The organism is Leptobacterium flavescens, assembly GCF_010671605.1.
GTDB lineage: Bacteria > Bacteroidota > Bacteroidia > Flavobacteriales > Flavobacteriaceae > Leptobacterium > Leptobacterium flavescens.
On the sequence record NZ_JAABOO010000003.1, the window covers coordinates 576,075 to 597,416 of the forward strand.

Here is a 21,342-nt window from a genome sequence, read left to right on the forward strand (position 1 = left end):
TTTAGTTATCGCAAACCGACCTCAGAGGGGACGGAAGCATTAAAGTTAGAAAGTTTAATGAAAATAACGAAAAGCTTTATGTTTTAAGCCTGTTTAAATGAAGCGAGAATATGATCGTGATATTGAACAGCACAGAGGAGATTGCCTTCCGTATCCGTAAACTTGCAAATATGTCCCACATGGGGGATCTCGGTCTTTGGCATCAGGATAGTTCCTCCGGCTTCCTGAACGGTAGCAATGGTCTTGTTGAGGTCTTTAACGGCGATAGAGCATTCAAAACCAATTACTTTTTCTTCCAAGGGAGAATACTTTCTGTCCTGCAGCGCTCCGATCAGTTCTCCTTTTTCGGAGGCCTTGGACCTTATCTGAAGAAAATCAGTGCCTCCGTAATCGTTAAATTTCCAGTTAAACACCTGTCCGTAAAATTTTGAAGCCCTTTGAATATCTTCCGTGTATATGGCAAAATGAGTGAGTTTATGTATCATGATTAAAGTTTTTATTGGTCAGTATCTCTTGGTTTTTTTACAGAACTGTGCCCGATAAGGAATTTCCAGCTATCGTCTTCAGGGGTCAGGAGAATGGTAAAGGCTCCTTCGAGATGAAAACTATAACCTGTATTCAGCACAAAGTCCTGCTTATATAGGGAGAAAAGAGTAGCGGTATTGTCATCTATTACATGGATATTGATGCCGGAAACCGTCATATGAACAGATCGGACACTTGGGTAAAAAGCTTCAATCCCTTCCAGAAGTGCCGCTCTGTCCGGGTATTGCAAAAGGCCGTCTTCCACCCAGTAAAAACGATCGTCTTTGGAAAAATAAGAATCGATACCTTTTAATCCCTGAGTATTCAGCTGATTGACATAGGCATCAAACACCCCGGCAATTTCTTTTTTTATTTCGGCTTCCGGCCTGCTTTTGTTTTCCTCTTTACAGGATAACATCAGCAGAAAGAGGAGAAGAATGATCGGATATTGTTTCATGGTTTTTGTATTTCTATTGTTTTAAATGGTTTATCTGCATTCCAGTCTTTTGATATTTCTGTTTTAAGACTGTAGAAATTACTTTTATTACAGGAGATGATCCGAAGTTCCTGCTCGTATTTCTGAATAGCTCCCGGGGTAGTCCCTAAAAGGTCTTTATAGGAACGATTCATATGAGAATGATCCCAGAATCCGGTATCATAGGCGGTCTGGGTTAGCGACCTGCCCTTAAGAACGAGATTGAGAGAATCTACCACCTTCATCCAGAGAATAAAGCTCTGTATCGGCTGCCCGACCTGCTCTTTAAATAAATGCCTTAACCTGCTTTCGGAAAGGCAGACATGACTGGCAACATCCTTTATTTTAAATTGCTTTTCCGGCGAATTGACAATAAATGAAATGGCATCTTCAATTCGCTTATCCCTTTTGGTCAACGGCTCAATCCGGATCAGGTGCTCCAGAATAGTATGGCACCCCTTAAAAAGTTCATCACAATCCTGTTTAACCAGCAACCCTTTAAAAAAGTCATTACTGAGCCTGCGGATATCTGAATTTTTAAGGTTACTGATGCTCTTTTCATTTAGATACTTCTCAGTGAGCTTTTTGGCGTACTCACTGTCTTTATCCAGGTAAAGGAAGAGTTGTATGCTGTTATTACTGTCCAGCTGATGCATATGCGAAGCCTGGATAATGGCAGCTGAATAAGCGGTCCATTCTGTCGAGCTGTCCTTCAGAAGAAATTCTTTGTCGATGTCGAAAACAAGCTGAAGGGTATTGTGTGAATGAGGGTTCGTATGAAAGGAAGTGCCCCAGAAAACACTGAGTCCGTTCCAGACGTAAAGCGCCGATGTTTGTCCTTTATCTCCTTTTTCCAATTCTTATTGTATTGATAATGATGAAGGTACAAAAATCGAAAAGTGAAAACCTGTAAAAAGTGGCTAAGTTTCGGAGTCCCGGTATTTTTTCCAGGAACGGTAGTCTTTGGGAATATTTAGTTTTTTAAGTGTTTCCCATGCAACTATCGCTTCCTCCCGCTTTGCATCCGGCTCATTTTTCAGAAAATCGGAAACAAAATTAATGTAGCGGCCTGAGGGTACCTGCTCAAAGCTACCCTCGGCTTGATTTAGTTTTATATATTCCTTTACCAGATCGCCGTAAGTGATCTTTATTCCCTGATTCAATTGTTCTTCCCTCCATCGGTTCAGGCGGTATCTCGCCCCTGACTTTCGTTTTAGGCCAGGTACTATTTTAAGAGCTTCGGAAACAATAAAATCTTTGGTTTCCCGGTTGCTGGTATAATTTACTATGGGAAGATCAAGACGCAAACCTATCTCAATATCCTTTATTCCTTTTTTCGACAGGTTTTTTCTTTGAGAAGTCTTTATCTCTCCGGTTCTCAGAAAGTGTTTGATCAGATCTTCCAGTTCGTCCTTGCGAAGACGGGAAGTGGAGGGGATACCTATTTCTTTGGCAAAAGCCTTTATTTCGGTTGCATACCAATAAGCATTGTCGAACTGCTCTTCGGTCATGTCTTTTGATAACTTCATTTTTTAAGTGTGTGTTTAGGGTCAGGAAATTCTCCAGGGTGGATTTTTTCTGTTGTCGCCTCCGTAAAAAAGAATAAGACGGTTAGCATCGGGGTCTTTCAATCTGGCTTCTCTCCACAACCATCGCTTATCTTCGGGCAGCTCGTCAAATTCAATCCCCTTATCTATCAGCTCCTTTACTTTTTCATCCAGGTCCTCACATTCAAAGTAAATATAGGCACCTTCTCCTTTCGGAAGCTCTTTTACTTGATGGATGGAAAAAGTGGATTCGCCGTCCGGGCATTCAAAGCGTGCATAGTGAGGCAGGGACTTTACAATAAGTTTGAGCCCCAGTTTTTCATAAAAGGGGATAGATCTTGTCAGGTCCAGGGAAGGAACTGTTATCTGATTTAAATTCATTTTTCGGTTTTATTATCCGCGGAATTCTTCAATTCGATTAAAGTAGACTGAGAGGCAGCACATATTTTTTCCTTTCCGTCTTTACAGACAAAGACCTCCGACCTGCAAATCGTTAATGTCCTGCCATTTTTCAGGACGTTGGACCGGCCTATCAGGAGATCTCCATCACCGGGAGACATCAGGTTGAGTTTAAATTCTACCGTCAGGATGGAAGAAGATTCTTCCATCAGGGAAAATGCGGCATAACCTGCAACGTTATCTGCCAGACTGCCAATAATACCCGCATGAAAAAAACCATGTTGCTGGGTGAGGTTTTCATTATAGGGAATATGGATCTCACAGAAACCCGGTTCTACTTTGATGAGGCGAGCACCTATAAAATCCATAAACTTTTGGCGTGCGAAACTTTCTTCTACCTTTTGTATAAAATTATCGGACTTAGGTTGGAATTCCATGTTTAAACTTCTGTTGCCTGATAAAGCTAAGCATTTACAGAATAAAAAACTATCCTTTTATATGTGTGGAATATCAGTCCTCTATAAATTTTAAGGATAAACGGGTAAACTGATTCGTACTGGCACCTGCACCGATCTCATAGGTATATTTTCCCGGAGTGAGTTTGGTTTCCCCCACGTAATCTATGGGTTGGATGGTAAAGATCTCTCCGTTGATCTTTAATTCGATATAGGCATAGCGATAAGCAAAATCGAATGTCTTGTATTCGGAAGTCACATCAGAAGACAGGTCGCCGTAAGTATTCTCTCCGCCGCTGGTATTTACGATTATATCTGTGTATTCGACGGTACTGGCGTTCCTGATCCTGATCTCAACCTGAGATACTTCGGGGTTTGAATTGTCATCGTCTCCTGAACAGGCAGTCAGGGAAAGAAACATTCCCAGCACTGCAATTAAAACTATTTTTTTCATCGGTTTTTGGTTGTTTTAATACAGATGCAGATATTCTTAAAAGGTTGCTTCCGGCTTATTCACGGGACTTTCGAATAGCTTCGACTATATCTGTAGTGGCCTTATGCAGGCTTACTTTATGCTCAATATAGGAAGGGAGGTATTCCAGCAGAAAAGGGATATAAGAGGAAAAGACCTTATTTCTTACCATATAGAGTTCGTAATTATCGAACCCCTGTTTTTTTAGCTCTGCCTGGGTAACAACTCCTGAAAAATAGAATAAATAGGCATGCCAGAGTTGCCTGGGTGATCTTTGCCCGCTTACCTGAGAAATATCTCTGATCGTACCTCCTACAAAGCCTCCGGAAGAGAGGATAAGATGATGACTGGATTCATGATAGAGCAATTCCAGCCAGTTCCCTCTGGGAGTATCTGCTTTTCCAGAGGAGTTCATCACCACATGAGTAGGAAAGAGAGAAGTATAGGGTCTGTTCGTGAGATTGCGTTCGGAAGCTTTGGCGTAGTAACTGATGTCTACCCTTATCTTTTTATTATCCCAGTAAGATTTTGTCAGATCGGAGAGTCTTTCGGATACCCTTTTTTCCGATCCTTTTATCAGATCGAGGTTTTGCTCTAAAACTGCTTTATTGGCAGCCTGGTGATCTGCCCAGAAATATTTCCGGTATACCGCGGCAGCATTTTGAAGTTGTTCACTCAATCCGCGAAGAGATTCCGGAATATCGGTCAATCTTTCTTCATCCCTGCCGATTATCCATTGTTTAAAAGCCGACATAAGATCACTGGTACGCAGGTCTTCGTCAAGTAACTCTGTTTTGTAATATTCAATAACCGCCTGAAGTACGGACCTTTCGCCCGTTGTCATTTTATCGAGAGTTGCCTTCTCTATGACCGAAGTACCCTTTACGGAATTTATCAGGCTCTCCTGTTTAAAAAAGTGATGCATATTAAACCAGAAGTTGCTGTAAAATTCATAGAGTTCGCTTTCACCTATTTTTCCGGCCTGTATTTCCTGTGCACAGACAGAAGTGTAAAAAACGGATAGGTTGGTTAGGGCAATCAAGAGGTATAATCTGATTTTCGACATAACTACAATTTTAGATCCCGTTGAGATGGTCCCGGAAGCATAAAGCTATGAAATTAAAAGGCCTTTGCAGTAATTTAAAGTCGGATTGAGGTCTTAAAAAGAATTTTGAGATGAATTAATGAATGATCACTGCAGGTACTTCAAGATCTCAGATTCGAAAAAATCGAAATCATAGGAACCGGTAAAGTAGGCTTTAACTACCCCTTCTTTATTGATCAGGAAGGTAGCCGGACGTTCAGATCCCAATTGTACCCATTTAAATTTTTCGGTATATGCCGAGAGGGCTTCAAAAGGTTTTCTTTCGGCAAACTTTAAAAGCCTTTCCCTTTTTTCGTCGGACAGAGCAATTACGGTAAGGCCTTTGTCTTTATATTTTTCCTGTAAACGATTTAGATCGGGCATCTCCTTCAGGCAGGGAGCACACCAGGTTGCCCAGAAATTAAGTAATACCACATCGCCTTTAAATTCTTCAATACTGTGTTCCGAATTGTCGGAAACCAACTTAAAGTTCAGGGAAGGAGCAGGTTGCCCTTTTATAGTTTCAAGCTGATCGATAATAACCATGACCCCCGGTTTTATTTTTGTGATTCTCATAAATACAAGGGAACTCAGGAGGATAAGTAATAGCAGACCGACAGCACCCAGGTATCCGAAAAAACCTTTTGGTAGAAAATATCTATTCCTTCTACCGATCAAAAAAAGTAAAAACAGGGAAAGAAGAATGATTCCCGCTGTTATCAATTGTCCCCATTCTGCTATGAACTTAATGTTGTTGCCAATAAAATCTTCCATTTTAATAGTTTTAAGTGAAAATTTATCAGGCTCCACATAGAGGACGATCTTCACAGGAAGATGTTACATCAGAAATATTATCTGCTCACCAGGGTAATCCGTTCAAGTCTATTTTTAAGGGAGACATATGAGTATTTCTGCTTAACAGCATGGTATTGGCATTCCATAATTTCCTTTCCGTTCCCTGCAGAAAATAAACAGGACAATCTACCTTATACCAATTAAGGCGTTCGTAAAAAGGAAGAAGCTGGTCGGCACAAAGCAGAACTCCCAACCGGCAGGCGAGGTCCTTAAAGATAAAATCCTCGGTCTCTTTTAAGGTTTTGGAAGAAAGGCCCTTTCCCCTGAATGCAGGAGGTGTGATAACATTGTTTATTCCGGCAATCTTAAGCTTGTTGTTGTCAACAAAAATTTCCCGCTCAACAATATTGTAAAACGAAGCGATCTCTCCCTCCTCGTAACAGATGATACTCCAGTGAGGGGTTGCCCATTCTGTTTCTCTTACGATCGGAATATGCCCAAACTCTCTGTCGATATGCCCCCTGAGTTCTTTTTTAGTCTCAGGGGAGAGCATGGGATATTTCTTTATTTCTATCATCGGAAGAGCGCAATAGCTTCTATTCGTTAATGATATAGTTGATCTTATCAACTCCGGTATTTCCGCTTTCCGGATTATAAGCATATACGATCAGCTCGTATACTCCGCCGCCATCAACCTTAAAGTTTCCGGCAAAAAGATTGGGCTCTTTGATGTTGAGGTCGATCTCTCCCAGAGCTTTTCCATTTCTTTTGAGTATACCTTTTACCTCCATTTTATTGGCATCCCATAGGCCACCATCACTAATGGTACATCCGCACATCATAACCACATTGGCCTTCACTTCAATGATCCCGTCTTTGAGAGATTTGAGTGAAATAAATTGATGCGTCCTAGGATTAAGGATATCGATCACAAATCCGGGGATCTCCAATACGATACCGTCGCCCAGGATATCCTTTCCCGGAAGGACCCATATTTCGGTAGAGGCAGCAACGCTGGCTTGTTTTTTATTAAAGGGAGCCAGAACTTCAATACGTACAAGGAGTGGTTCGTCAATATCGAGTTCCGCAATATATCCTGAGGTACCATCATCAGAGATCCTCATTCCCCTCTCTCTGGGGGTGTTCATAATAAGTCCTGTATTTCCGGTACCACCCGTTGTTTTTCCCTGAGAAAGGATCTCACCGCTTATTTTATCACGGATTATAATATGAGCTCCTCCCATGGAATTACCGATAAATTTTGCATCTTTTGCTTTTACTCTTACCGTTATTTTAGTGGGGGTTGCCGAAAGGTTGAAACTGATAAACAGTATAGCAACAAGGCATAGTATTTTTTTCATTTTGTCTGTTCTTTGGTTATTGGTTTTACACAAGTTTAATTACTTGTATAAAGATAAAACAAACACCAGAAAAAAACTTTTATTTTTCATGGGAAGTCCGGTTAATCCAGAGCGTATTCCTGTTTATCAGATAATTGAGCTTATTTCTTCTTTTGTAAATAATTGTCCCGGCAATGGCTACAAAAATGGTTGAGAACCTGAAGATATTTGCCGTCAGACCACCCAGGGCATTTTGCTCATCCGTAAAGAGTTCCCAATAGAAATTCATAAAAAAGTGCAGCCCGATAGCAACCCAGATATTGTAGTTCCATTCAATAAATAACCAGGCGAAAATTGCTGCTCCTAAAGCCGTTATCATAAAAATACCCAGCATGGTTGAGGGATCATTACTCTGATATAAATGCCCCAGCCCGAAGATGAGGCTACCGAAGAGAATGGTAGGAACAAAGCCCAGTTTTGTATACCTGAAGATCTGACCGACCAGGAATGCCCTGAAAAACACCTCTTCAAAAAATGCAGCAAAAACACAGCTTATAAAAAACCTCTGCAATGTTAATTCGGGATTGATCTTAAAGAAAAAAGAATAGCCTATCAGCATCGGCAGGGTAAACAAAAAAGCAATAAAGACTCCCCTGCCAGGCTTTTGGATTAAACCCATGCTCTTTATGATCTCCTTTGGAGGATGAAGGAAAAACAAAGCAATAATTACCGGGAGCCCTACTATTAAATAGGTGAAAAAGAAACTGATGATCCGTTGCCCGATAAAGCCGTCGATATATTTTAATAGAGGTGAAAAGTAATATTCGCTTATCAGTTCGAAAGACAGGAATCCGATCAATACAATAACAATGATTTTTAATGATTTCTTCATAGAGTTTGTAACAGTTTAGATTAAATAAGAGAAGTGTGAAAAAGATGCTTTTCAGCTAAAACTCATGAACAAATAGAGTAAAGAGTGGAGAAAATCAGAAAAAAAAGTGCCGGACCGATATAATTTGTGACGAATGGTGGTGGAGAGGGGTGAAATAAACAGCTTTTGGGCTAAGATGATATAGCTGATCTTATTTTTTTATAGTAAGATTTTGAAAGGGGAATTTCGTTTGCCTCGTTTTCGAAACAGATCACTGCCTTTTGCGAATTGCCCTTAATGTTTATCACCTTTTCCAGGTTTACCAGATAGGACCGGTGGCATTTCTGAAGGAAAGGAGCTTGTTTTTCCACTTTGGTCAATGTATTTCTCAGGATAGTGTTTTGAAAGGAGTTCTCTTTTTCAAAAAATACCTGAACATAGTTCTCGGAAGCTTTGATATAAAAAATATCTTCCCTGCGAAGCTTCAGAACCTCATTTTTGTTTATTCCTGATAAGGTGACCGTGCCCGGTTGATCAACAGGAGTGAGTTCTCCTAGTCTTTGCCGAATAATGAACAACAGGAGTCCGAGGATAGGGATAAATGGGAGCGTATAGAATACTACAAAGTAAACAAGACCGTAAAAGCTGATGTTCACCTTACTGATCACAATACAATTATAGAAGTACATCGTAGTTCCTGCAAAAAGAAAGAAACTAAAAATAGAGATCAGTTCATTGTAAAGAAGCCATCTGCTTTTTTTCTTTCTGTAGAATTGTTGATCGGCAGCAGCAAAGATCATATAGGTAGCCAGAATAACGATCCCGTAACCTGCCAGAAGAAGGGTTTTATTAGGGGAGGAAAAGTTGTTGGTATCAAAAGGTTCCAGAATGATCAAGACAAATGCCATAAAGAGACCGGTCAGGGATCCTATTATGAGCTGTTTGTTAATGCCGGAAGGATAACGGATCTGTTTTGATAAAAAATCAAACTTCCTTTTCATCAGTGAATAAAGATCTGTTTTTAGTTGTTTGGATCTGCAATAAAATTACATAAGATTTTATAAATAAAAGAGCACAGGACTATTTAGGAGTGCCGAACAGATACAGAATAACTCCTGGCCCCGATTTTATCCTGCCCGTCTCCCATTCAAAGTGGTCTTTATACTCCAGTTTATCGATAAGCCCGTCCATTTCTTTAACCGAATAGGTCCTGAAAGATGAGACCACTCCATCCCAGAGAACAGCTAAGGGAACAATAGGAATTAGATAGGTGAAAAGGATGCGCCCTGCTTTAAACGGCCGGATAAAGGGAGTGGTAAGCAGAACAGTGAGTGGAGAGAAAAGCATAGCCAGGACACTGGGGAAACTTCTTTCCTGAGCTTCAAAAACGGCTATCGGTGCTTCGGAATCGACGGCATTCTGCAATATTTTCTGAGCGTCCTCCGGCTTGAAATGATGGAGGGAAAGGAATTGAGTTCTCAGGCCTTTAAGGTTTTCCGGAACTGTCCTGGCATCTATCGATTCTTCGGAATAACTAAAATTATCAGCCTGGCTTTTAGTGTATTCAAAGGCACTGATATTCGGGAAATAATCGGTTAGAAGGATCTTCAGATCCGGGTATTCTTTCTTTAATTCCCCGTTAAGCCAAAGCAAACCCCCACCGCCACCCGAAGCCAGGTCTACAATCTGCCGGGTATTGCTTTTTTCGATGACTTTATGAAGTACAGGGATCGCGGGTTTGTACATTTTGGTTTTGTTGGAGAGGAACTGCAGAAAATCGGTCATGTAGTTTCGCAAAAAGCCGGGGAACCATTCCAGGTCCTCAAACTCAAATAAATGTATTCTTTTCATTTAATATCCTGTAATTAGCTCTTATTGATCGGCTTTTTTATAGATCCCGATAAAGGTGGTCTTCCATGTCTGACCCCCGTCATAAGACAACTGTATACTTTGTTTAACTTCTTTGGCCGAGACCTTTTCCAGTAATGTTCTGTCCAGAACCCTGGAGCCTTTGTACATATACTCCCCCTGAAAAACCAGGAGCTTAGCTTTCTTAAAATGAATAAGCTTCTTTTCCTTTTGCCCCCAGGGTAGTTTTGCGTTCTGAGTTACCCAGACCTGTTTCCAGTTTTTTGTGTTATTATCTACGTAAAACAGGCTTTTTCCCAGGCCTCCGCCCATATCCTGCCAGTTTTCCATAATGGCACATTCCTGCAGGATCTTGTCTATTTTATTGTGACCTACCAATACATTATTCTGATTGTATACTTCCCAATCCCCGACCCAAAAATCCATTAATTTATAGAGGGGATCATTGCCACAACTTTCTTCTTCCTGAGCCCATGCAATACCGGCAAGCAGCATACACAGGATTACAATTATTCTGAATCTCATCTCCCTTTATTTTATGCGGGATAAATTCGCTTAGAGATCCGGAGCGTAAAAATGATTTCCTTATAAATTTACTAAATCTATTTGGAAACAGGAGCCAGGTTAACCGATCCTATCGCAAATCCCGTATTTTATTCCTGAGTGAATATTCCAGCTTTAACAATTCGGTGTTTTCCGGAAATTCTTTACTTAAGCGCTCCGCTATTTCAAGTCCTTTGTGGCAATCTTTGGATTTATTTTGACATTTTGAATTATAAGCCTGAAGTAATCTGTAACTGGCATTAAATTCATTAGGGAAAAGTTGCAGTGCTTTTTTATACTGAAAAACAGCATTGTTCCAATGTCTTTCTTCATACCATTTATCTCCATCTGAAATAAAGAAAAGGTACTTGTCGTAGTTTTTGTCAAACTTAATCTTTTCCTGATATTCTGCATATGCCAGATCTTTATCGTTTGATCCGAAACTGGTATATATCAGGAAAATAAAAAGAGGACTAAATAGTAAAAGAATGAGTAAAGTATTGTATTTCTCTATTTTCCTTTCCCGGAGAACTTTTTCTCGAATACGCTTTAATAATTTGGAACTTGCTTTTTTCTCATTTACCTGCCCCCGATCTACTTTTATAGAATCTTTATTTGTATTGAGAAAGGACCGTTCCTTCTTGAACATACTTTTCCTTCGCAACAGTTTTTTATTATCACGAATACTGGTTACCATGCCTTGTGCGCTTCCTCCTGCCATCATTTTCTCAATTCTTTAAAAGATCATGTTACGATATGAACTTCCTTTAATATAAGAAATTTCCTGCTAAAAAGCAAATGAAAGTATAAATGCAAAAACTCTGTTGTGCTTCAGCTTCTTTGACTATCCGGAAGATATGATCCTGCAAGCATACAAACGATTCCAGACAGGGACTTTTAAAAAACGCCCCAGACTGTGTGCGTCTTCTATAATATAGGATTCCGCTCCGTGGTCCATGATGTTAAGCCGCTCGCCGTTACGCATCACCAGATTGATCTCATAGCTGTAAAAAGAGCCGGAACTACTGCTTCCCTGAACAAACTCACTAAGGACCTGAACGGCATAGACATCTGCCAGGGGGATCCGGGTCCGCCCAAGTGAAAAGATCCGCTTTTTGCGATCTACTTTACCAGAAGGACTGGAAGAGAATATCAGGAATAGACCTATAAGAACAAAAGGACCGCCGGAAATAAAGAACAGTTTTCCCGCCTTCCAGAAATCCATAGATACCCATTTGTCCAGAACATAACATTCGTAGAAGGTGAGGATCACATAGTTAAGCCCGATAAGTAAAAAACACCATGCAAAACTGTTTAAAACAGAGGTTCTTTTAATTCTCAGTATATCCGGGCCTTCCCGTTTCAGAATATGGGTAACAAAGTTGCTTCCTCCTTTTTTTAGCGGGGCCCAGGAAGTTTTTTCGGCAACGGCATCTCCCTCGGGATCATCGAATACGGGAGGAGTGCTCAGGCCCAGGGGAACATCTCTTTGTTTTTTGATCAGGAAGGAACCGAAACCCATAAAGGTGAAGCAGCCAAAGAGCAATATCATCATTCCCCCAACCTTGTAATAGATAAACTGCCTTTTAGTATGGGCCATTTTTCTCATACGGACCGAGATCTCCAATCGCTTGCGTTCTGCGGTCATTTGAGGGGATAAATCGCTGGTATTATTCAGATATTCCAGTCGTTTGATATCTGTTTGCAGCTTAAGGCTTTCCTGTTTATAGGTTTCAAACTGGTTTTTGATGGCAGGAGCTACCAGAAATATGGCAAAACCTATGGGAATAAGAATAAGTAAAAAAGACGAATTCAGTTTTTTTATTAGCATTGGTTTGGGGCTGTTGTTGTTTAAGTTTTTGAAAGATTATTTCAGAAACTTCAAACGAAAATATGAGTTTTCATCTACAAAACAACTACCCGAAAGCAGGAAATTTATACTGAAAAACGGTTGCAATAATATGGGGAGAAAGGAATACAATAGTAAACCTCTCTCTTTCAAATTGTTTCCGTTGTTAAAAAATATTTTAACCCGACATGGCCTGATCCATTTTTGCATTTATCTCTTTCAGACATAAATTTCCGATACTCCCCTCATGCGTGTGATCTATATCTTTTTTAGGCTGGTAATTACCTGCCTCGATATCGGTTCCCATTTTTTTGTAGGCATCCCTGAAAGGCATTCCCTGGAGTACCAGCTCGTTTAAGGTATCTACACTAAAGAGGTAATCGTATTTCGGATCTTCCAGAATATTCTGATTTACTCTGATATCTTTTAAGGTAAAAACGGTCATTTCCAGGCAGGATCTCAGCTCCTGGATCGCAGGAACGATAATTTCTTTGGTAAGCTGGAGATCTCTGTGATATCCGCTGGGAAGATTAGTGGTCATCATCATCAACTGATTGGGTACCGCCTGAAGCTTATTGCATTTTGCCCGGATCAGCTCAAATACATCCGGATTCTTTTTATGAGGCATAATACTGGAGCCCGTGGTCAATTCGTCCGGAAAGGAAACAAAATCAAAATTCTGACTCATATAAAGACAGATATCCATAGCCAGTTTAGAGAGGGTGGAGGCAATGGCACTAAGTGCAAAAGCAGTACTCTTCTCTGCTTTCCCCCTGCTCATTTGGGCGGCAACCACATTGTACTTTAAAGTAGCGAATTCCAGGCTTTCGGTAGTGTGTTTCCTGTTTATGGGAAAAGAATTTCCATAGCCCGCAGCACTTCCCAAAGGGTTCTGATCTACTACTTTCGATGCTGCATTTACAAAATACAGATCGTCAATAAGGCTTTCGGCATAGGCTGAGAACCACAAACCAAAGGAGGAAGGCATGGCCACCTGCAAGTGGGTATAGCCCGGAAGCAGTACATCTTTGTGTTTTTCTGCAAGAGAGAGTAAAAGATCAAATAATTCCCGGCTTTGCGTTTTAATTTCCTCCAGTTCCTGTTTTAAATACAAGTGTATAGCTACCAACACCTGATCATTTCTGGACCTGGCCATGTGGATCTTTTTTCCGGTATCTCCCAATTTCTGAATTAAGAGGTATTCGATCTTGGAATGCATATCCTCAAATTCATCTTCTATGGTGAATTCCCCCTTTTCGATAGTGCTTAAAATATGATCCAGTTCTCCTAAAAGCTCCTCTGTTTCCTGTTCGGACAACAAAGCTGTTTCTCCCAGCATTTGTGCATGTGCTTTGGATGCCTTAACATCATAAGCCGCAAGCAGGAGGTCCAGTTCCCTGTCACTTCCAACCGTAAAATGATCTATTTTTTTATCTGTACTGAATCCTTTATCCCAGAGTTTCATCTTCTTCTTTTTTAATTTGATTGTATTAATACTTTTTCGAGCAGGCTTATATATATCCCGATCCCTTCTTCTATTTCCCTCACATAAATAAACTCATTAGCCGAATGTGATCTTGTAGAATCTCCGGGCCCGAGTTTAAGGGAAGGACAGCTCAGCGCAGCCTGATCTGACAGGGTTGGCGAACCATAGGTATTCCTTCCGAGGGCAATACCCGCCTGAACAAGCTCGTGTTCTACCGGGATGGAAGAAGAGTTCAGGCGAAGCGAACGCGGTATGAGTTCATCACAGGGAGCTTCCTGCTGAAGAACATTTGCAATTTCCTCGTTGCTGTAGCAATCGTTTACCCGTACATCTATTACCAGATGTGTGGTAGCCGGGACCACATTATGCTGATTTCCGGCGGAAAGCTGAGTTACGGTCATTTTAACTGCCCCCAGGGTTTCCGATACTTTTTCGAACGTATAATCCCTGAACCACTCAAGGGTCTTTATGGTCTTGTAAATGGAGTTGTCGGTATTGGGATGGGCCGCATGGCTCGGGGTACCCTTTACGACGGCATCAAAAACCACCAGGCCTTTTTCTGCTACAGCCAGATCCATCAGGGTAGGCTCTCCTACGATAGCTACTTCGATAGGCGGAAGTTTCGGAAGCATACTGTTAAGGCCGTTAGTCCCCGAACTTTCCTCTTCTCCCGAGGCTACTATGATAAGGTTGTATTTCAGATCCTTACTGTCATAGAAATAAGCAAAGGTTGCCAGAAGAGAAACAAGACAACCTCCCGCATCATTACTGCCCAGTCCGTAAAGTTTTCCATCTTCAATTTCCGCTTTAAAAGGATCTCGTGTATAGCCCGAATTGGGCTTAACCGTATCGTGATGCGAATTCAGAAGCAGATTGGGCTTAGCCGGGTCGTAATATTTATTAAAAGCATAGATATTGTTTACCGATCTCTTTACAGGGATACCAAATTCTTTAAGCCAGTTTTCAATCAGTACCGCGGTTTTATCCTCTTCCGAAGAAAATGAAGGGGTTTCTATTAAATTTTTTAAAAGCCCGATGGCTTTAGCTGAAAGTTGTTTTGTTTCCATATTAAAGAGTTAATAAACTGAATGTTGGCTGTTGTTCCGAGATCATTTTTTCATTTCCGATACATACCCTGTCCACACCGTTCTCCAATGCGTGAAAACAGTTGTGCAGTTTGGGCAGCATTCCTTCGGAGATAATTCCGTTGTTTAGCAATTGCTTGTACTTCGAACTGTCGATATGGGTGATGACCGAATCCTCATTTTCCACATTTTCCAGCACTCCGGCTTTTTCAAAACAATAGGTCAATACCGACTTGTAATGCTCCGCCAGGGCGATGGCAGTTTCGGAGGCAATAGTATCTGCATTGGTATTCAGTAACTGCCCTTTCTTATCATGGGTAATAGGACATAGCACAGGACTGATACCGGCTTCTAGTAAGGCGATGAGTTGTTTTGCATTCACCTCGCTTATGTCTCCTGCAAAGCCGTAATCCAGATCGGTTACCGGTCTTTTATCTGCACGGATACAGTTTATATCTGCTCCAGAAAGCCCAAGGGCGTTACAGTTGTATTGTTGAAGTACGGCTACGATCTTCTTGTTTACCAGGCCTCCGTAAACCATGGTGATGATATCCAGTGTAGGTTCATCGGTAATTCTTCTACCGTTCACCATCTGTGCGGGGATATTTAGTTTTTCGGCCATTTCGGTAGCCAGTTTCCCTCCTCCGTGAACCAGGATCTTTTTTCCTTTTATCGCAGCAAAGTGTAAAAGAAAAGCCTCCAACCTTTTTTTATCGCCTACGATATTCCCTCCTATCTTTACAATCTGTATTTCGTTCTTAGCTGTCTGCATTTTCCAGAATTTTTTTAAGAACCAGCTGTGCTGCATAAGTCCTGTTATTGGCCTGTTCCAGTACCAGAGAATTTCCCTCGTCCAGAACTTCATCACTTACCACTACATTTCTTCTTACCGGAAGGCAATGCATAAAAGCGCCCTGGTTTGTCAGTTTCATTTTTTCTCCGGTAACGGTCCAGTTGGCCTCGGTATTCAATATTTTCCCGTAATCCGTATAAGAACTCCAGTTTTTGGTATAAATAAAATCGGCGTTCTCAAAAGCCTTCTCCTGATCGTATTCTATATCCACACCCTGAGTGATCTCCGGGTCGAGTTCGTATCCCTGCGGATGGGTGATCACAAATTCGGCTTCGGTCATTTTTATCATTTCCACAAAAGAGTTAGCTACAGCATGAGGGAGGGCTTTAGGATGCGGAGCCCAGCTCAAAACCACTTTTGGCTTTTGTACTTTCTTCTGCTCTTCCAGGGTAATGGCATCTGCCAGGGCCTGAAGAGGATGAGCGGTAGCGCTTTCCATGTTTACCACCGGAACTGATGCGTGTTTTACAAAGCTGTTCAGAACAGTTTCTGCTTCGTCCTTTTCTTTGTCTTCCAGGGAGGCAAATGCCCTTACCGCTACGATATCGCAATATTGTGAAATAACGGCAGCACCTTCTTTTATGTGTTCGGAGGTTGAGGCATTCATTACCGATCCGTCTTCGAATTCCAGTGCCCAGCCTTCCTTGTTAAAATTCATTACTATTACATCCATTCCCAGGTTCCTGGCTGCCTTCTGAGTACTTAAACGGGTTCGCAGGCTGGGATTGAAAAAAAGCAGACCTATGGTCTTGTTTGCCCCTAGCTCCTTATGAGCAAGAGGTTGTTTTTTTATATTGATGGCTTCTTCTACCCATTCGGGAAGGGAAGGAATATCTTTTATGCTGACAAATTTCTTCATAATTGCTGTCCTTGTATTGTTTCTGATAAAGCGTCTATAAAAAGATCTATATGTTCTTTTGTGACATTCAGTGGCGGAAGGATCCTGATAAGGTTCTTATTGGCAGATCCTCCGGTGAATATGTGTTTTTGATGTATGAGTTTTTTTCTAAGCGGAGCAACCGCAAAGTCGAATTCAAGCCCGAGCATGAGCCCGCGACCTTTTATGTCCTTCAGATGAGGGATATTCCGGGCCTTATCTTTAAAATAGGCTGAAACTTCCCGGGTATTTTTCATCAACTGCTCCTTTTCCATGACTTCCAGCACGGCCAGGCCGGCTGCACAGGCCAGGTGATTCCCTCCGAAGGTAGTTCCCAGCATCCCGTGTTTTGCTTCGATCTTCGGGTGAATAAGAATTCCGCCAATCGGGAAGCCATTACCCATCCCTTTGGCCATAGAAATGATATCGGGAGTGATCCCGTGCTTCTGAAAAGCAAAGAAGTCTCCGGTACGCCCGTAGCCACTTTGAACTTCGTCCGCAATCAGAAGTGTATCGTGTTTTCTGCACAGTGCTTCAAGGGAATTGTAGAAATCACCTGAAGCCTCGTCAAGTCCGCCAACACCCTGAATACACTCAAAAATAACAGCACATACATCACCTTTTGCCAGTTGGGCCTCCAGCGCTTGCAGATCACCCAGGGTTACAAAATCTACCTGATGCTGTGCATTCAGCAAGCTGTTAATAGAAGGATTGTCGGTGGCAGCAACCGCTGCGGAGGTTCTTCCGTGAAATCCATTCTTAAAAGCAACAACCTTCGATCTTCCTGTGTGAAAAGAGGCCAGTTTTAATGCATTTTCATTGGCTTCTGCACCCGAATTACAGAGAAAGAGCTGATATTCATCGCAGGCAGATATATTGCCTAGCTGTGCTGCCAGTTCCTTTTGCAAAGGGTTTTGGACCGCATTGGAATAAAAGCCCAGGGCCTCGAGCTGAGCACTTATTTTTTTGATGTAATGCGGATGTGAATGCCCAATGGAGATCACCGCATGACCTCCGTAGAGATCGAGATATTTCTCTCCGTCTTTATCATACACCCATAAGCCTTCAGCTTTCAGCGGGCTTACATTATATAGGGGATAAACGTCAAAAAGTTCCATAATCTAATTTTTTCCGATATCATTAATTTTTTTAAATGAGGAGACGATCCCTTTAATGAGGGAGGAACTCAATCCCTGATGTTCCATTTCATTCAGCCCCTCTATGGTACAACCCCTGGGAGTCGTAACCCTGTCTATCTCTTCTTCGGGATGCTTACCCGACGCTACAAGCAGACTGGAAGCTCCCATACAGGTATGCATAGCCAGCTGATGTGCTTCTTTAGAATCGAAGCCCAATTGAATAGCTCCCTGGGTGGTGGCTCTTATCAGTCGCATCCAGAAAGCGATCCCGCTTGCGCAAATAACAGTGGCGGCTTGCATTTGCTCTTCCGGGATCTCGATAGATGTACCTAACCTGTCAAAAATGGCTTTTGCCAGTTCTACCCGCTGCTTCCCTTTTTCGTTGCTGCAGATACAGGTCATGGATTTACCTACCGAAATAGCGGTATTCGGCATGCTCCTGATGATGTAATGATCTTTCCCGATGATCGATTCGATCTTTGAGATCTTAAAACCGGTGATGGTAGAGATCAATACATGCTTATCGGTTAACAACAGTTTGATCTGCTCGAGGATATTTTCAAAGTGCCTGGGTTGTACGGCAAAAATGATGATATCCGAATTGCGTATTGCTTCCCTGTTATCTGAGGTTACTTTCACTCCCTTATACTTTTCCCAGTCTTTAATGCTGTCGGCATTTCTTTTGGTCAGGTAGAGAGAGGTGGTTGCATTGCTCACGATAAGGCCCTTTGCTATGGCAAGGCCTAAATTTCCGCTTCCGATGATTGCTGTCTTCATTTTATGTTTCGTTTTTGTTTTGTTCTCAGAAAAAACTACCCTTTAGCTGCAAACCTTCTTTTTCATCCAATCCGAACATGAGGTTCATATTCTGTACCGCCTGCCCCGAAGCTCCTTTAAGCAGGTTATCAATAACACTGGTTACCAATAGAGTGTTATCATGCTTGTGAAGGTGAATATGTGCTTTATTGGTGTTCACTACCTGCTTTAACTGTATCTCTTTTTTGGAGACATGGGTAAAAGCAGCATCCTTATAGAATTCGTCATAGAGTTTGAATGCTTTTTCCGGAGAGCCTTCAAATTCGGTATAGGCAGTAGCAAAGATGCCCCTGGTAAAATTTCCTCTTTGGGGGAGGAAAAAGAGAGAGGCTTCCTTTTTCTGGAGGGATTGCAAGCTTTGCCCGATCTCTCCCAAGTGCTGATGGGTAAAAGGCTTATACCATGAAATATTATTGTTCCTCCAGCTGTAGTGTGCCGTGGAGGATAATTTCCCTCCGGCTCCTGTGCTTCCCGTTATAGCATTGATATGTACCTTATGATGAAGCATATTAGCTCCTGCCAGGGGTAAAAGCGCCAATTGGATGGCCGTGGCAAAACAACCGGGATTGGCAATAAAAGCCGCATTTTTGATCTCTTTCTTCTGCAATTCAGGAAGGCCGTACACGAAGGGCATTCCGTTAAAATTACTGTCTTCCTTTAACCTGAAATCATTGCTGAGGTCGATGATCCTGGTATGCGAGGAAAAGCTGTGTTCCTGCAGGATCTTTTTTGAGTTCCCGTGCCCCAGGCAAAGGAAAATTACATCCGCTCCGGTATTAACCGTATCTGTAAAATGCAGATCTGTTAGTCCCAGCATATCCTGATGAACATCTGAAACTGCTTCTCCTGCTTTGGTAGTACTCATTATAAAGTCTATTTCTACCTGAGGGTGAAAACTGAGGATCCTGATAAGTTCTCCGGCGGTATAACCCGTACCTCCTATAATTCCTGCCTTTATCATGAGTTTGTATTTAAATGTTGATAGATCTTGTTCTGATTGGAGAGCAATCTGATAAAACCTTTGGCATCTGCTGCGGTCCAGGCTTTGTTCATCTCCCCGTAACTTCCGAAGGAAGCATTCATCAGATCGTGCCCGGACTGGATACCGTCTATGGTAAACCTGTAGGGATAGAGACTTACAAATACATCTCCGTTTACCTTCTTCTGACTGTCTTCAAGGAAGGCTTCTATATTTCTCATCACCTCGTCCAGGTACTGCCCTTCATGCAGTAACATACCATACCAGTTGCCCAATTGCTCCTTATGGTGCTGTTGCCATTTGGTAAGCACGTGTTTTTCCAGGGCGTGATGCGCTTTAAGGATGACCATGGGAGCTGCGGCTTCAAAACCGACCCTTCCTTTAATGCCTATAATGGTATCTCCCGTATGTATATCCCTGCCGATTGCATAGGCAGAGGCAATTTCCTGAAGTTTGGAAATATTGCTTACCGGATTGCCTTTCTCATCATCGATAGCGATGAGTTCGCCTTTTTTAAAACTCAGTTTAAGTTGCTTCGGATGTGTTTCCTTTAACTGGCTCGGATAAGCTTCTTCTGGTAGAGGCAGGTGGGAGGTTAGCGTTTCGGCCCCTCCGACACTGGTTCCCCAGAGCCCCTGATTGACAGAGTATTTTGCCTTCTCCCAGTTAAGACTGATCCCGTGATCCTGTAAATAAGCTATTTCGGCTTCTCTGGATAACTGCTGATCCCTTATGGGAGTAATGATCTCTATTTCGGGAGCCAGAACCTGGAAAATAAGATCGAACCTCACCTGGTCATTCCCTGCACCTGTACTTCCGTGTGCAATAAAGGAAGCATTGATGCTTTTTGCATAATTGATGATCTCCAGGGCCTGTACCACTCTTTCTGCACTCACAGAAAGTGGGTAGGTATTGTTCTTTAATACATTACCAAATACCAGGTACTTTATGACCTTCTCGTAAAAGGATTGAACCGCATCGATGTTTTTATAAGTGGAAGCACCCATTAACAGTGCTTTTTCTTCCATTTTTTTCGTTTCTTCCGCAGAAAAACCGCCTGTATTAACACTAACGGCATGTACTTCATAGCCAAGGTCGTGCGACAGGTGTTTTACGCAATAGGAGGTATCCAGCCCTCCGCTATATGCCAATACTAATTTCTTCTTCATGATGACTTCTTTTTTAGAAACAGGTTTTGTTTAATGTTCTTCAGCCTTTTAAAGACCTTGCCGTTGTATTCGTGTTTTTGTTTTTCGTTCTTCTTTTCCGGATCGTATAGCATACCGGTGCAGAGGCACATTTTTTTATCGGTCCTGGTCAGGACATCATAATTCTTGCATGTAGAACAGCCGTTCCAGAAACTCGGATCGTCTGTTAATTCGGAAAAGGTAACAGGTTCATAGCCCAGTTCGTAATTGATCTTCATGACGGCCAGACCGGTAGTGATACCAAAGATCTTGGCATTGGGGTATTTCTTTTTGGAATGCTCGAAGATCTTCTTCTTTATTTTTTTGGCGAGCCCCTGCCCCCTGTAATCGGGATGGACAATAAGCCCGGAGTTGGCAACGAATTTTCCGTGCCCCCAGGATTCGATATAACAGAAACCGGCAAACTTGTCGCCGTCCAAAGCGATAACCGCATTACCGTTCTCGATCTTGGTAATGATATATTCGGGGGTTCTTTTGGCAATACCCGTTCCCCTCTGATTGGCAGAATCTGCTATGGTGTCGCAAATATCATTTGCATACGAAACATGCGAACTGTCAGCAATAATAACTAACATGACAAAATGATTTAATTGTAAAAAACTAAAATGAATATAGGTTGTGGAAAGGGAGCCGGACACACCTAAGCTCCAAAGCTAGAAGTACACCCTTACGGGC

Annotated in this window: 26 protein-coding genes; all 26 read right to left on the minus strand. The window is 42.0% G+C overall.

From position 1 onward, the window contains the following. Positions 1-83: 83 nt before the first annotated feature. The 26 genes from GWK08_RS14805 to GWK08_RS14930 all read right to left on the minus strand — a co-directional run bounded on the left by GWK08_RS14805 (position 84) and on the right by GWK08_RS14930 (position 21,242). Positions 84-485 carry a VOC family protein gene (locus GWK08_RS14805; protein ID WP_163608004.1) on the minus strand — a complete coding sequence of 134 codons (402 nt, stop codon included), beginning with the start codon at positions 483-485 and terminating at the stop codon, positions 84-86. Positions 486-496: 11 nt separating this feature from the next. Next, a complete protein-coding gene (locus GWK08_RS14810; protein WP_163608005.1) occupies positions 497-982 on the minus strand; it encodes a nuclear transport factor 2 family protein in 486 nt (161 codons plus the stop codon). Further along, positions 979-1,857 (minus strand): helix-turn-helix domain-containing protein, encoded by an 879-nt coding sequence (locus GWK08_RS14815; RefSeq protein WP_163608006.1) that lies wholly within the window; start codon positions 1,855-1,857, stop codon positions 979-981. Before GWK08_RS14815 ends, GWK08_RS14810 begins: the two co-directional genes overlap by 4 nt. 63 nt (positions 1,858-1,920) lie before the next feature. Continuing rightward, entirely contained in the window at positions 1,921-2,529 is a 609-nt protein-coding gene (locus GWK08_RS14820) for an SAP domain-containing protein (RefSeq protein ID WP_163608007.1), read from the minus strand. A gap of 21 nt (positions 2,530-2,550) precedes the next feature. Next, positions 2,551-2,928, minus strand: coding sequence for a VOC family protein (locus GWK08_RS14825; RefSeq protein ID WP_163608008.1), 378 nt, complete (start codon positions 2,926-2,928; stop codon positions 2,551-2,553). Continuing rightward, positions 2,925-3,383: a PaaI family thioesterase gene (locus GWK08_RS14830; protein WP_163608009.1), complete on the minus strand. Its 459-nt coding sequence runs from the start codon at positions 3,381-3,383 to the stop codon at positions 2,925-2,927. Before GWK08_RS14830 ends, GWK08_RS14825 begins: the two co-directional genes overlap by 4 nt. A gap of 73 nt (positions 3,384-3,456) precedes the next feature. Beyond that, entirely contained in the window at positions 3,457-3,855 is a 399-nt protein-coding gene (locus GWK08_RS14835) for a hypothetical protein (protein WP_163608010.1), read from the minus strand. A gap of 55 nt (positions 3,856-3,910) precedes the next feature. Further along, positions 3,911-4,939 (minus strand): hypothetical protein, encoded by a 1,029-nt coding sequence (locus GWK08_RS14840; RefSeq protein ID WP_163608011.1) that lies wholly within the window; start codon positions 4,937-4,939, stop codon positions 3,911-3,913. Between the two features lie 126 nt (positions 4,940-5,065). Next, positions 5,066-5,731, minus strand: coding sequence for a TlpA family protein disulfide reductase (locus GWK08_RS14845; protein ID WP_163608012.1), 666 nt, complete (start codon positions 5,729-5,731; stop codon positions 5,066-5,068). An 85-nt stretch (positions 5,732-5,816) separates the two neighbouring features. Then, a complete protein-coding gene (locus GWK08_RS14850) occupies positions 5,817-6,329 on the minus strand; it encodes a GNAT family N-acetyltransferase (protein ID WP_163608013.1) in 513 nt (170 codons plus the stop codon). A 19-nt stretch (positions 6,330-6,348) separates the two neighbouring features. Continuing rightward, positions 6,349-7,113: a hypothetical protein gene (locus GWK08_RS14855; RefSeq protein ID WP_163608014.1), complete on the minus strand. Its 765-nt coding sequence runs from the start codon at positions 7,111-7,113 to the stop codon at positions 6,349-6,351. Between the two features lie 79 nt (positions 7,114-7,192). Then, the gene (locus tag GWK08_RS14860; protein WP_163608015.1) at positions 7,193-7,984 is read right to left on the minus strand and encodes a CPBP family glutamic-type intramembrane protease; all 792 of its coding nucleotides are present in this window, start codon (positions 7,982-7,984) and stop codon (positions 7,193-7,195) included. 170 nt (positions 7,985-8,154) lie between these two features. Further along, entirely contained in the window at positions 8,155-8,964 is an 810-nt protein-coding gene (locus GWK08_RS14865; RefSeq protein WP_163608016.1) for a LytR/AlgR family response regulator transcription factor, read from the minus strand. 79 nt (positions 8,965-9,043) lie between these two features. After that, on the minus strand, positions 9,044-9,814 hold the full coding sequence (locus GWK08_RS14870; protein WP_163608017.1) for a hypothetical protein: 771 nt from the start codon (positions 9,812-9,814) through the stop codon (positions 9,044-9,046). A 21-nt stretch (positions 9,815-9,835) separates the two neighbouring features. After that, the gene (locus tag GWK08_RS14875) at positions 9,836-10,357 is read right to left on the minus strand and encodes a hypothetical protein (RefSeq protein ID WP_163608018.1); all 522 of its coding nucleotides are present in this window, start codon (positions 10,355-10,357) and stop codon (positions 9,836-9,838) included. 109 nt (positions 10,358-10,466) lie between these two features. Beyond that, positions 10,467-11,099 (minus strand): tetratricopeptide repeat protein, encoded by a 633-nt coding sequence (locus GWK08_RS14880; RefSeq protein WP_163608019.1) that lies wholly within the window; start codon positions 11,097-11,099, stop codon positions 10,467-10,469. A gap of 120 nt (positions 11,100-11,219) precedes the next feature. Continuing rightward, positions 11,220-12,206 (minus strand): hypothetical protein, encoded by a 987-nt coding sequence (locus GWK08_RS14885; RefSeq protein ID WP_163608020.1) that lies wholly within the window; start codon positions 12,204-12,206, stop codon positions 11,220-11,222. A gap of 196 nt (positions 12,207-12,402) precedes the next feature. After that, the gene (gene argH, locus GWK08_RS14890; RefSeq protein WP_163608021.1) at positions 12,403-13,689 is read right to left on the minus strand and encodes an argininosuccinate lyase; all 1,287 of its coding nucleotides are present in this window, start codon (positions 13,687-13,689) and stop codon (positions 12,403-12,405) included. Between the two features lie 11 nt (positions 13,690-13,700). Continuing rightward, positions 13,701-14,777 carry a M20 family metallo-hydrolase gene (locus GWK08_RS14895; protein ID WP_163608022.1) on the minus strand — a complete coding sequence of 359 codons (1,077 nt, stop codon included), beginning with the start codon at positions 14,775-14,777 and terminating at the stop codon, positions 13,701-13,703. Between the two features lies 1 nt (position 14,778). Then, positions 14,779-15,567, minus strand: a complete 789-nt coding sequence (gene argB, locus GWK08_RS14900) for an acetylglutamate kinase (protein WP_163608023.1) — start codon at positions 15,565-15,567, stop codon at positions 14,779-14,781. Then, positions 15,554-16,507, minus strand: coding sequence for an N-acetylornithine carbamoyltransferase (locus GWK08_RS14905; RefSeq protein ID WP_163608024.1), 954 nt, complete (start codon positions 16,505-16,507; stop codon positions 15,554-15,556). The genes argB and GWK08_RS14905 overlap by 14 nt, the downstream gene beginning before the upstream one ends. After that, positions 16,504-17,643 (minus strand): aspartate aminotransferase family protein, encoded by a 1,140-nt coding sequence (locus tag GWK08_RS14910; protein WP_163608025.1) that lies wholly within the window; start codon positions 17,641-17,643, stop codon positions 16,504-16,506. Before GWK08_RS14910 ends, GWK08_RS14905 begins: the two co-directional genes overlap by 4 nt. 3 nt (positions 17,644-17,646) lie before the next feature. After that, the gene (gene proC, locus GWK08_RS14915) at positions 17,647-18,441 is read right to left on the minus strand and encodes a pyrroline-5-carboxylate reductase (protein WP_163608026.1); all 795 of its coding nucleotides are present in this window, start codon (positions 18,439-18,441) and stop codon (positions 17,647-17,649) included. A gap of 25 nt (positions 18,442-18,466) precedes the next feature. Beyond that, positions 18,467-19,441 carry an N-acetyl-gamma-glutamyl-phosphate reductase gene (argC, locus tag GWK08_RS14920; protein ID WP_163608027.1) on the minus strand — a complete coding sequence of 325 codons (975 nt, stop codon included), beginning with the start codon at positions 19,439-19,441 and terminating at the stop codon, positions 18,467-18,469. Next, positions 19,438-20,628: an argininosuccinate synthase gene (locus GWK08_RS14925; protein WP_163608028.1), complete on the minus strand. Its 1,191-nt coding sequence runs from the start codon at positions 20,626-20,628 to the stop codon at positions 19,438-19,440. Before GWK08_RS14925 ends, argC begins: the two co-directional genes overlap by 4 nt. Next, on the minus strand, positions 20,625-21,242 hold the full coding sequence (locus tag GWK08_RS14930; RefSeq protein ID WP_163608029.1) for a GNAT family N-acetyltransferase: 618 nt from the start codon (positions 21,240-21,242) through the stop codon (positions 20,625-20,627). Before GWK08_RS14930 ends, GWK08_RS14925 begins: the two co-directional genes overlap by 4 nt. Positions 21,243-21,342: the final 100 nt, after the last annotated feature.

Coding starts and splice junctions, on each gene's coding strand:
- proC (WP_163608026.1), bottom strand. CDS start 18,441: ATGAAGACAGCAATCATCGGAAGCGGAAATTTAGGCCTTGCCATAGCA.
- GWK08_RS14855 (WP_163608014.1), bottom strand. CDS start 7,113: ATGAAAAAAATACTATGCCTTGTTGCTATACTGTTTATCAGTTTCAAC.
- GWK08_RS14860 (WP_163608015.1), bottom strand. CDS start 7,984: ATGAAGAAATCATTAAAAATCATTGTTATTGTATTGATCGGATTCCTG.
- GWK08_RS14905 (WP_163608024.1), bottom strand. CDS start 16,507: ATGAAGAAATTTGTCAGCATAAAAGATATTCCTTCCCTTCCCGAATGG.
- GWK08_RS14825 (WP_163608008.1), bottom strand. CDS start 2,928: ATGAATTTAAATCAGATAACAGTTCCTTCCCTGGACCTGACAAGATCT.
- GWK08_RS14880 (WP_163608019.1), bottom strand. CDS start 11,099: ATGATGGCAGGAGGAAGCGCACAAGGCATGGTAACCAGTATTCGTGAT.
- GWK08_RS14805 (WP_163608004.1), bottom strand. CDS start 485: ATGATACATAAACTCACTCATTTTGCCATATACACGGAAGATATTCAA.
- argH (WP_163608021.1), bottom strand. CDS start 13,689: ATGAAACTCTGGGATAAAGGATTCAGTACAGATAAAAAAATAGATCAT.
- GWK08_RS14845 (WP_163608012.1), bottom strand. CDS start 5,731: ATGGAAGATTTTATTGGCAACAACATTAAGTTCATAGCAGAATGGGGA.
- GWK08_RS14870 (WP_163608017.1), bottom strand. CDS start 9,814: ATGAAAAGAATACATTTATTTGAGTTTGAGGACCTGGAATGGTTCCCC.
- GWK08_RS14830 (WP_163608009.1), bottom strand. CDS start 3,383: ATGGAATTCCAACCTAAGTCCGATAATTTTATACAAAAGGTAGAAGAA.
- GWK08_RS14865 (WP_163608016.1), bottom strand. CDS start 8,964: ATGAAAAGGAAGTTTGATTTTTTATCAAAACAGATCCGTTATCCTTCC.
- argC (WP_163608027.1), bottom strand. CDS start 19,441: ATGATAAAGGCAGGAATTATAGGAGGTACGGGTTATACCGCCGGAGAA.
- GWK08_RS14930 (WP_163608029.1), bottom strand. CDS start 21,242: ATGTTAGTTATTATTGCTGACAGTTCGCATGTTTCGTATGCAAATGAT.
- GWK08_RS14820 (WP_163608007.1), bottom strand. CDS start 2,529: ATGAAGTTATCAAAAGACATGACCGAAGAGCAGTTCGACAATGCTTAT.
- GWK08_RS14895 (WP_163608022.1), bottom strand. CDS start 14,777: ATGGAAACAAAACAACTTTCAGCTAAAGCCATCGGGCTTTTAAAAAAT.
- GWK08_RS14925 (WP_163608028.1), bottom strand. CDS start 20,628: ATGAAGAAGAAATTAGTATTGGCATATAGCGGAGGGCTGGATACCTCC.
- GWK08_RS14875 (WP_163608018.1), bottom strand. CDS start 10,357: ATGAGATTCAGAATAATTGTAATCCTGTGTATGCTGCTTGCCGGTATT.
- GWK08_RS14850 (WP_163608013.1), bottom strand. CDS start 6,329: ATGATAGAAATAAAGAAATATCCCATGCTCTCCCCTGAGACTAAAAAA.
- GWK08_RS14840 (WP_163608011.1), bottom strand. CDS start 4,939: ATGTCGAAAATCAGATTATACCTCTTGATTGCCCTAACCAACCTATCC.
- argB (WP_163608023.1), bottom strand. CDS start 15,567: ATGCAGACAGCTAAGAACGAAATACAGATTGTAAAGATAGGAGGGAAT.
- GWK08_RS14835 (WP_163608010.1), bottom strand. CDS start 3,855: ATGAAAAAAATAGTTTTAATTGCAGTGCTGGGAATGTTTCTTTCCCTG.
- GWK08_RS14885 (WP_163608020.1), bottom strand. CDS start 12,206: ATGCTAATAAAAAAACTGAATTCGTCTTTTTTACTTATTCTTATTCCC.
- GWK08_RS14810 (WP_163608005.1), bottom strand. CDS start 982: ATGAAACAATATCCGATCATTCTTCTCCTCTTTCTGCTGATGTTATCC.
- GWK08_RS14910 (WP_163608025.1), bottom strand. CDS start 17,643: ATGGAACTTTTTGACGTTTATCCCCTATATAATGTAAGCCCGCTGAAA.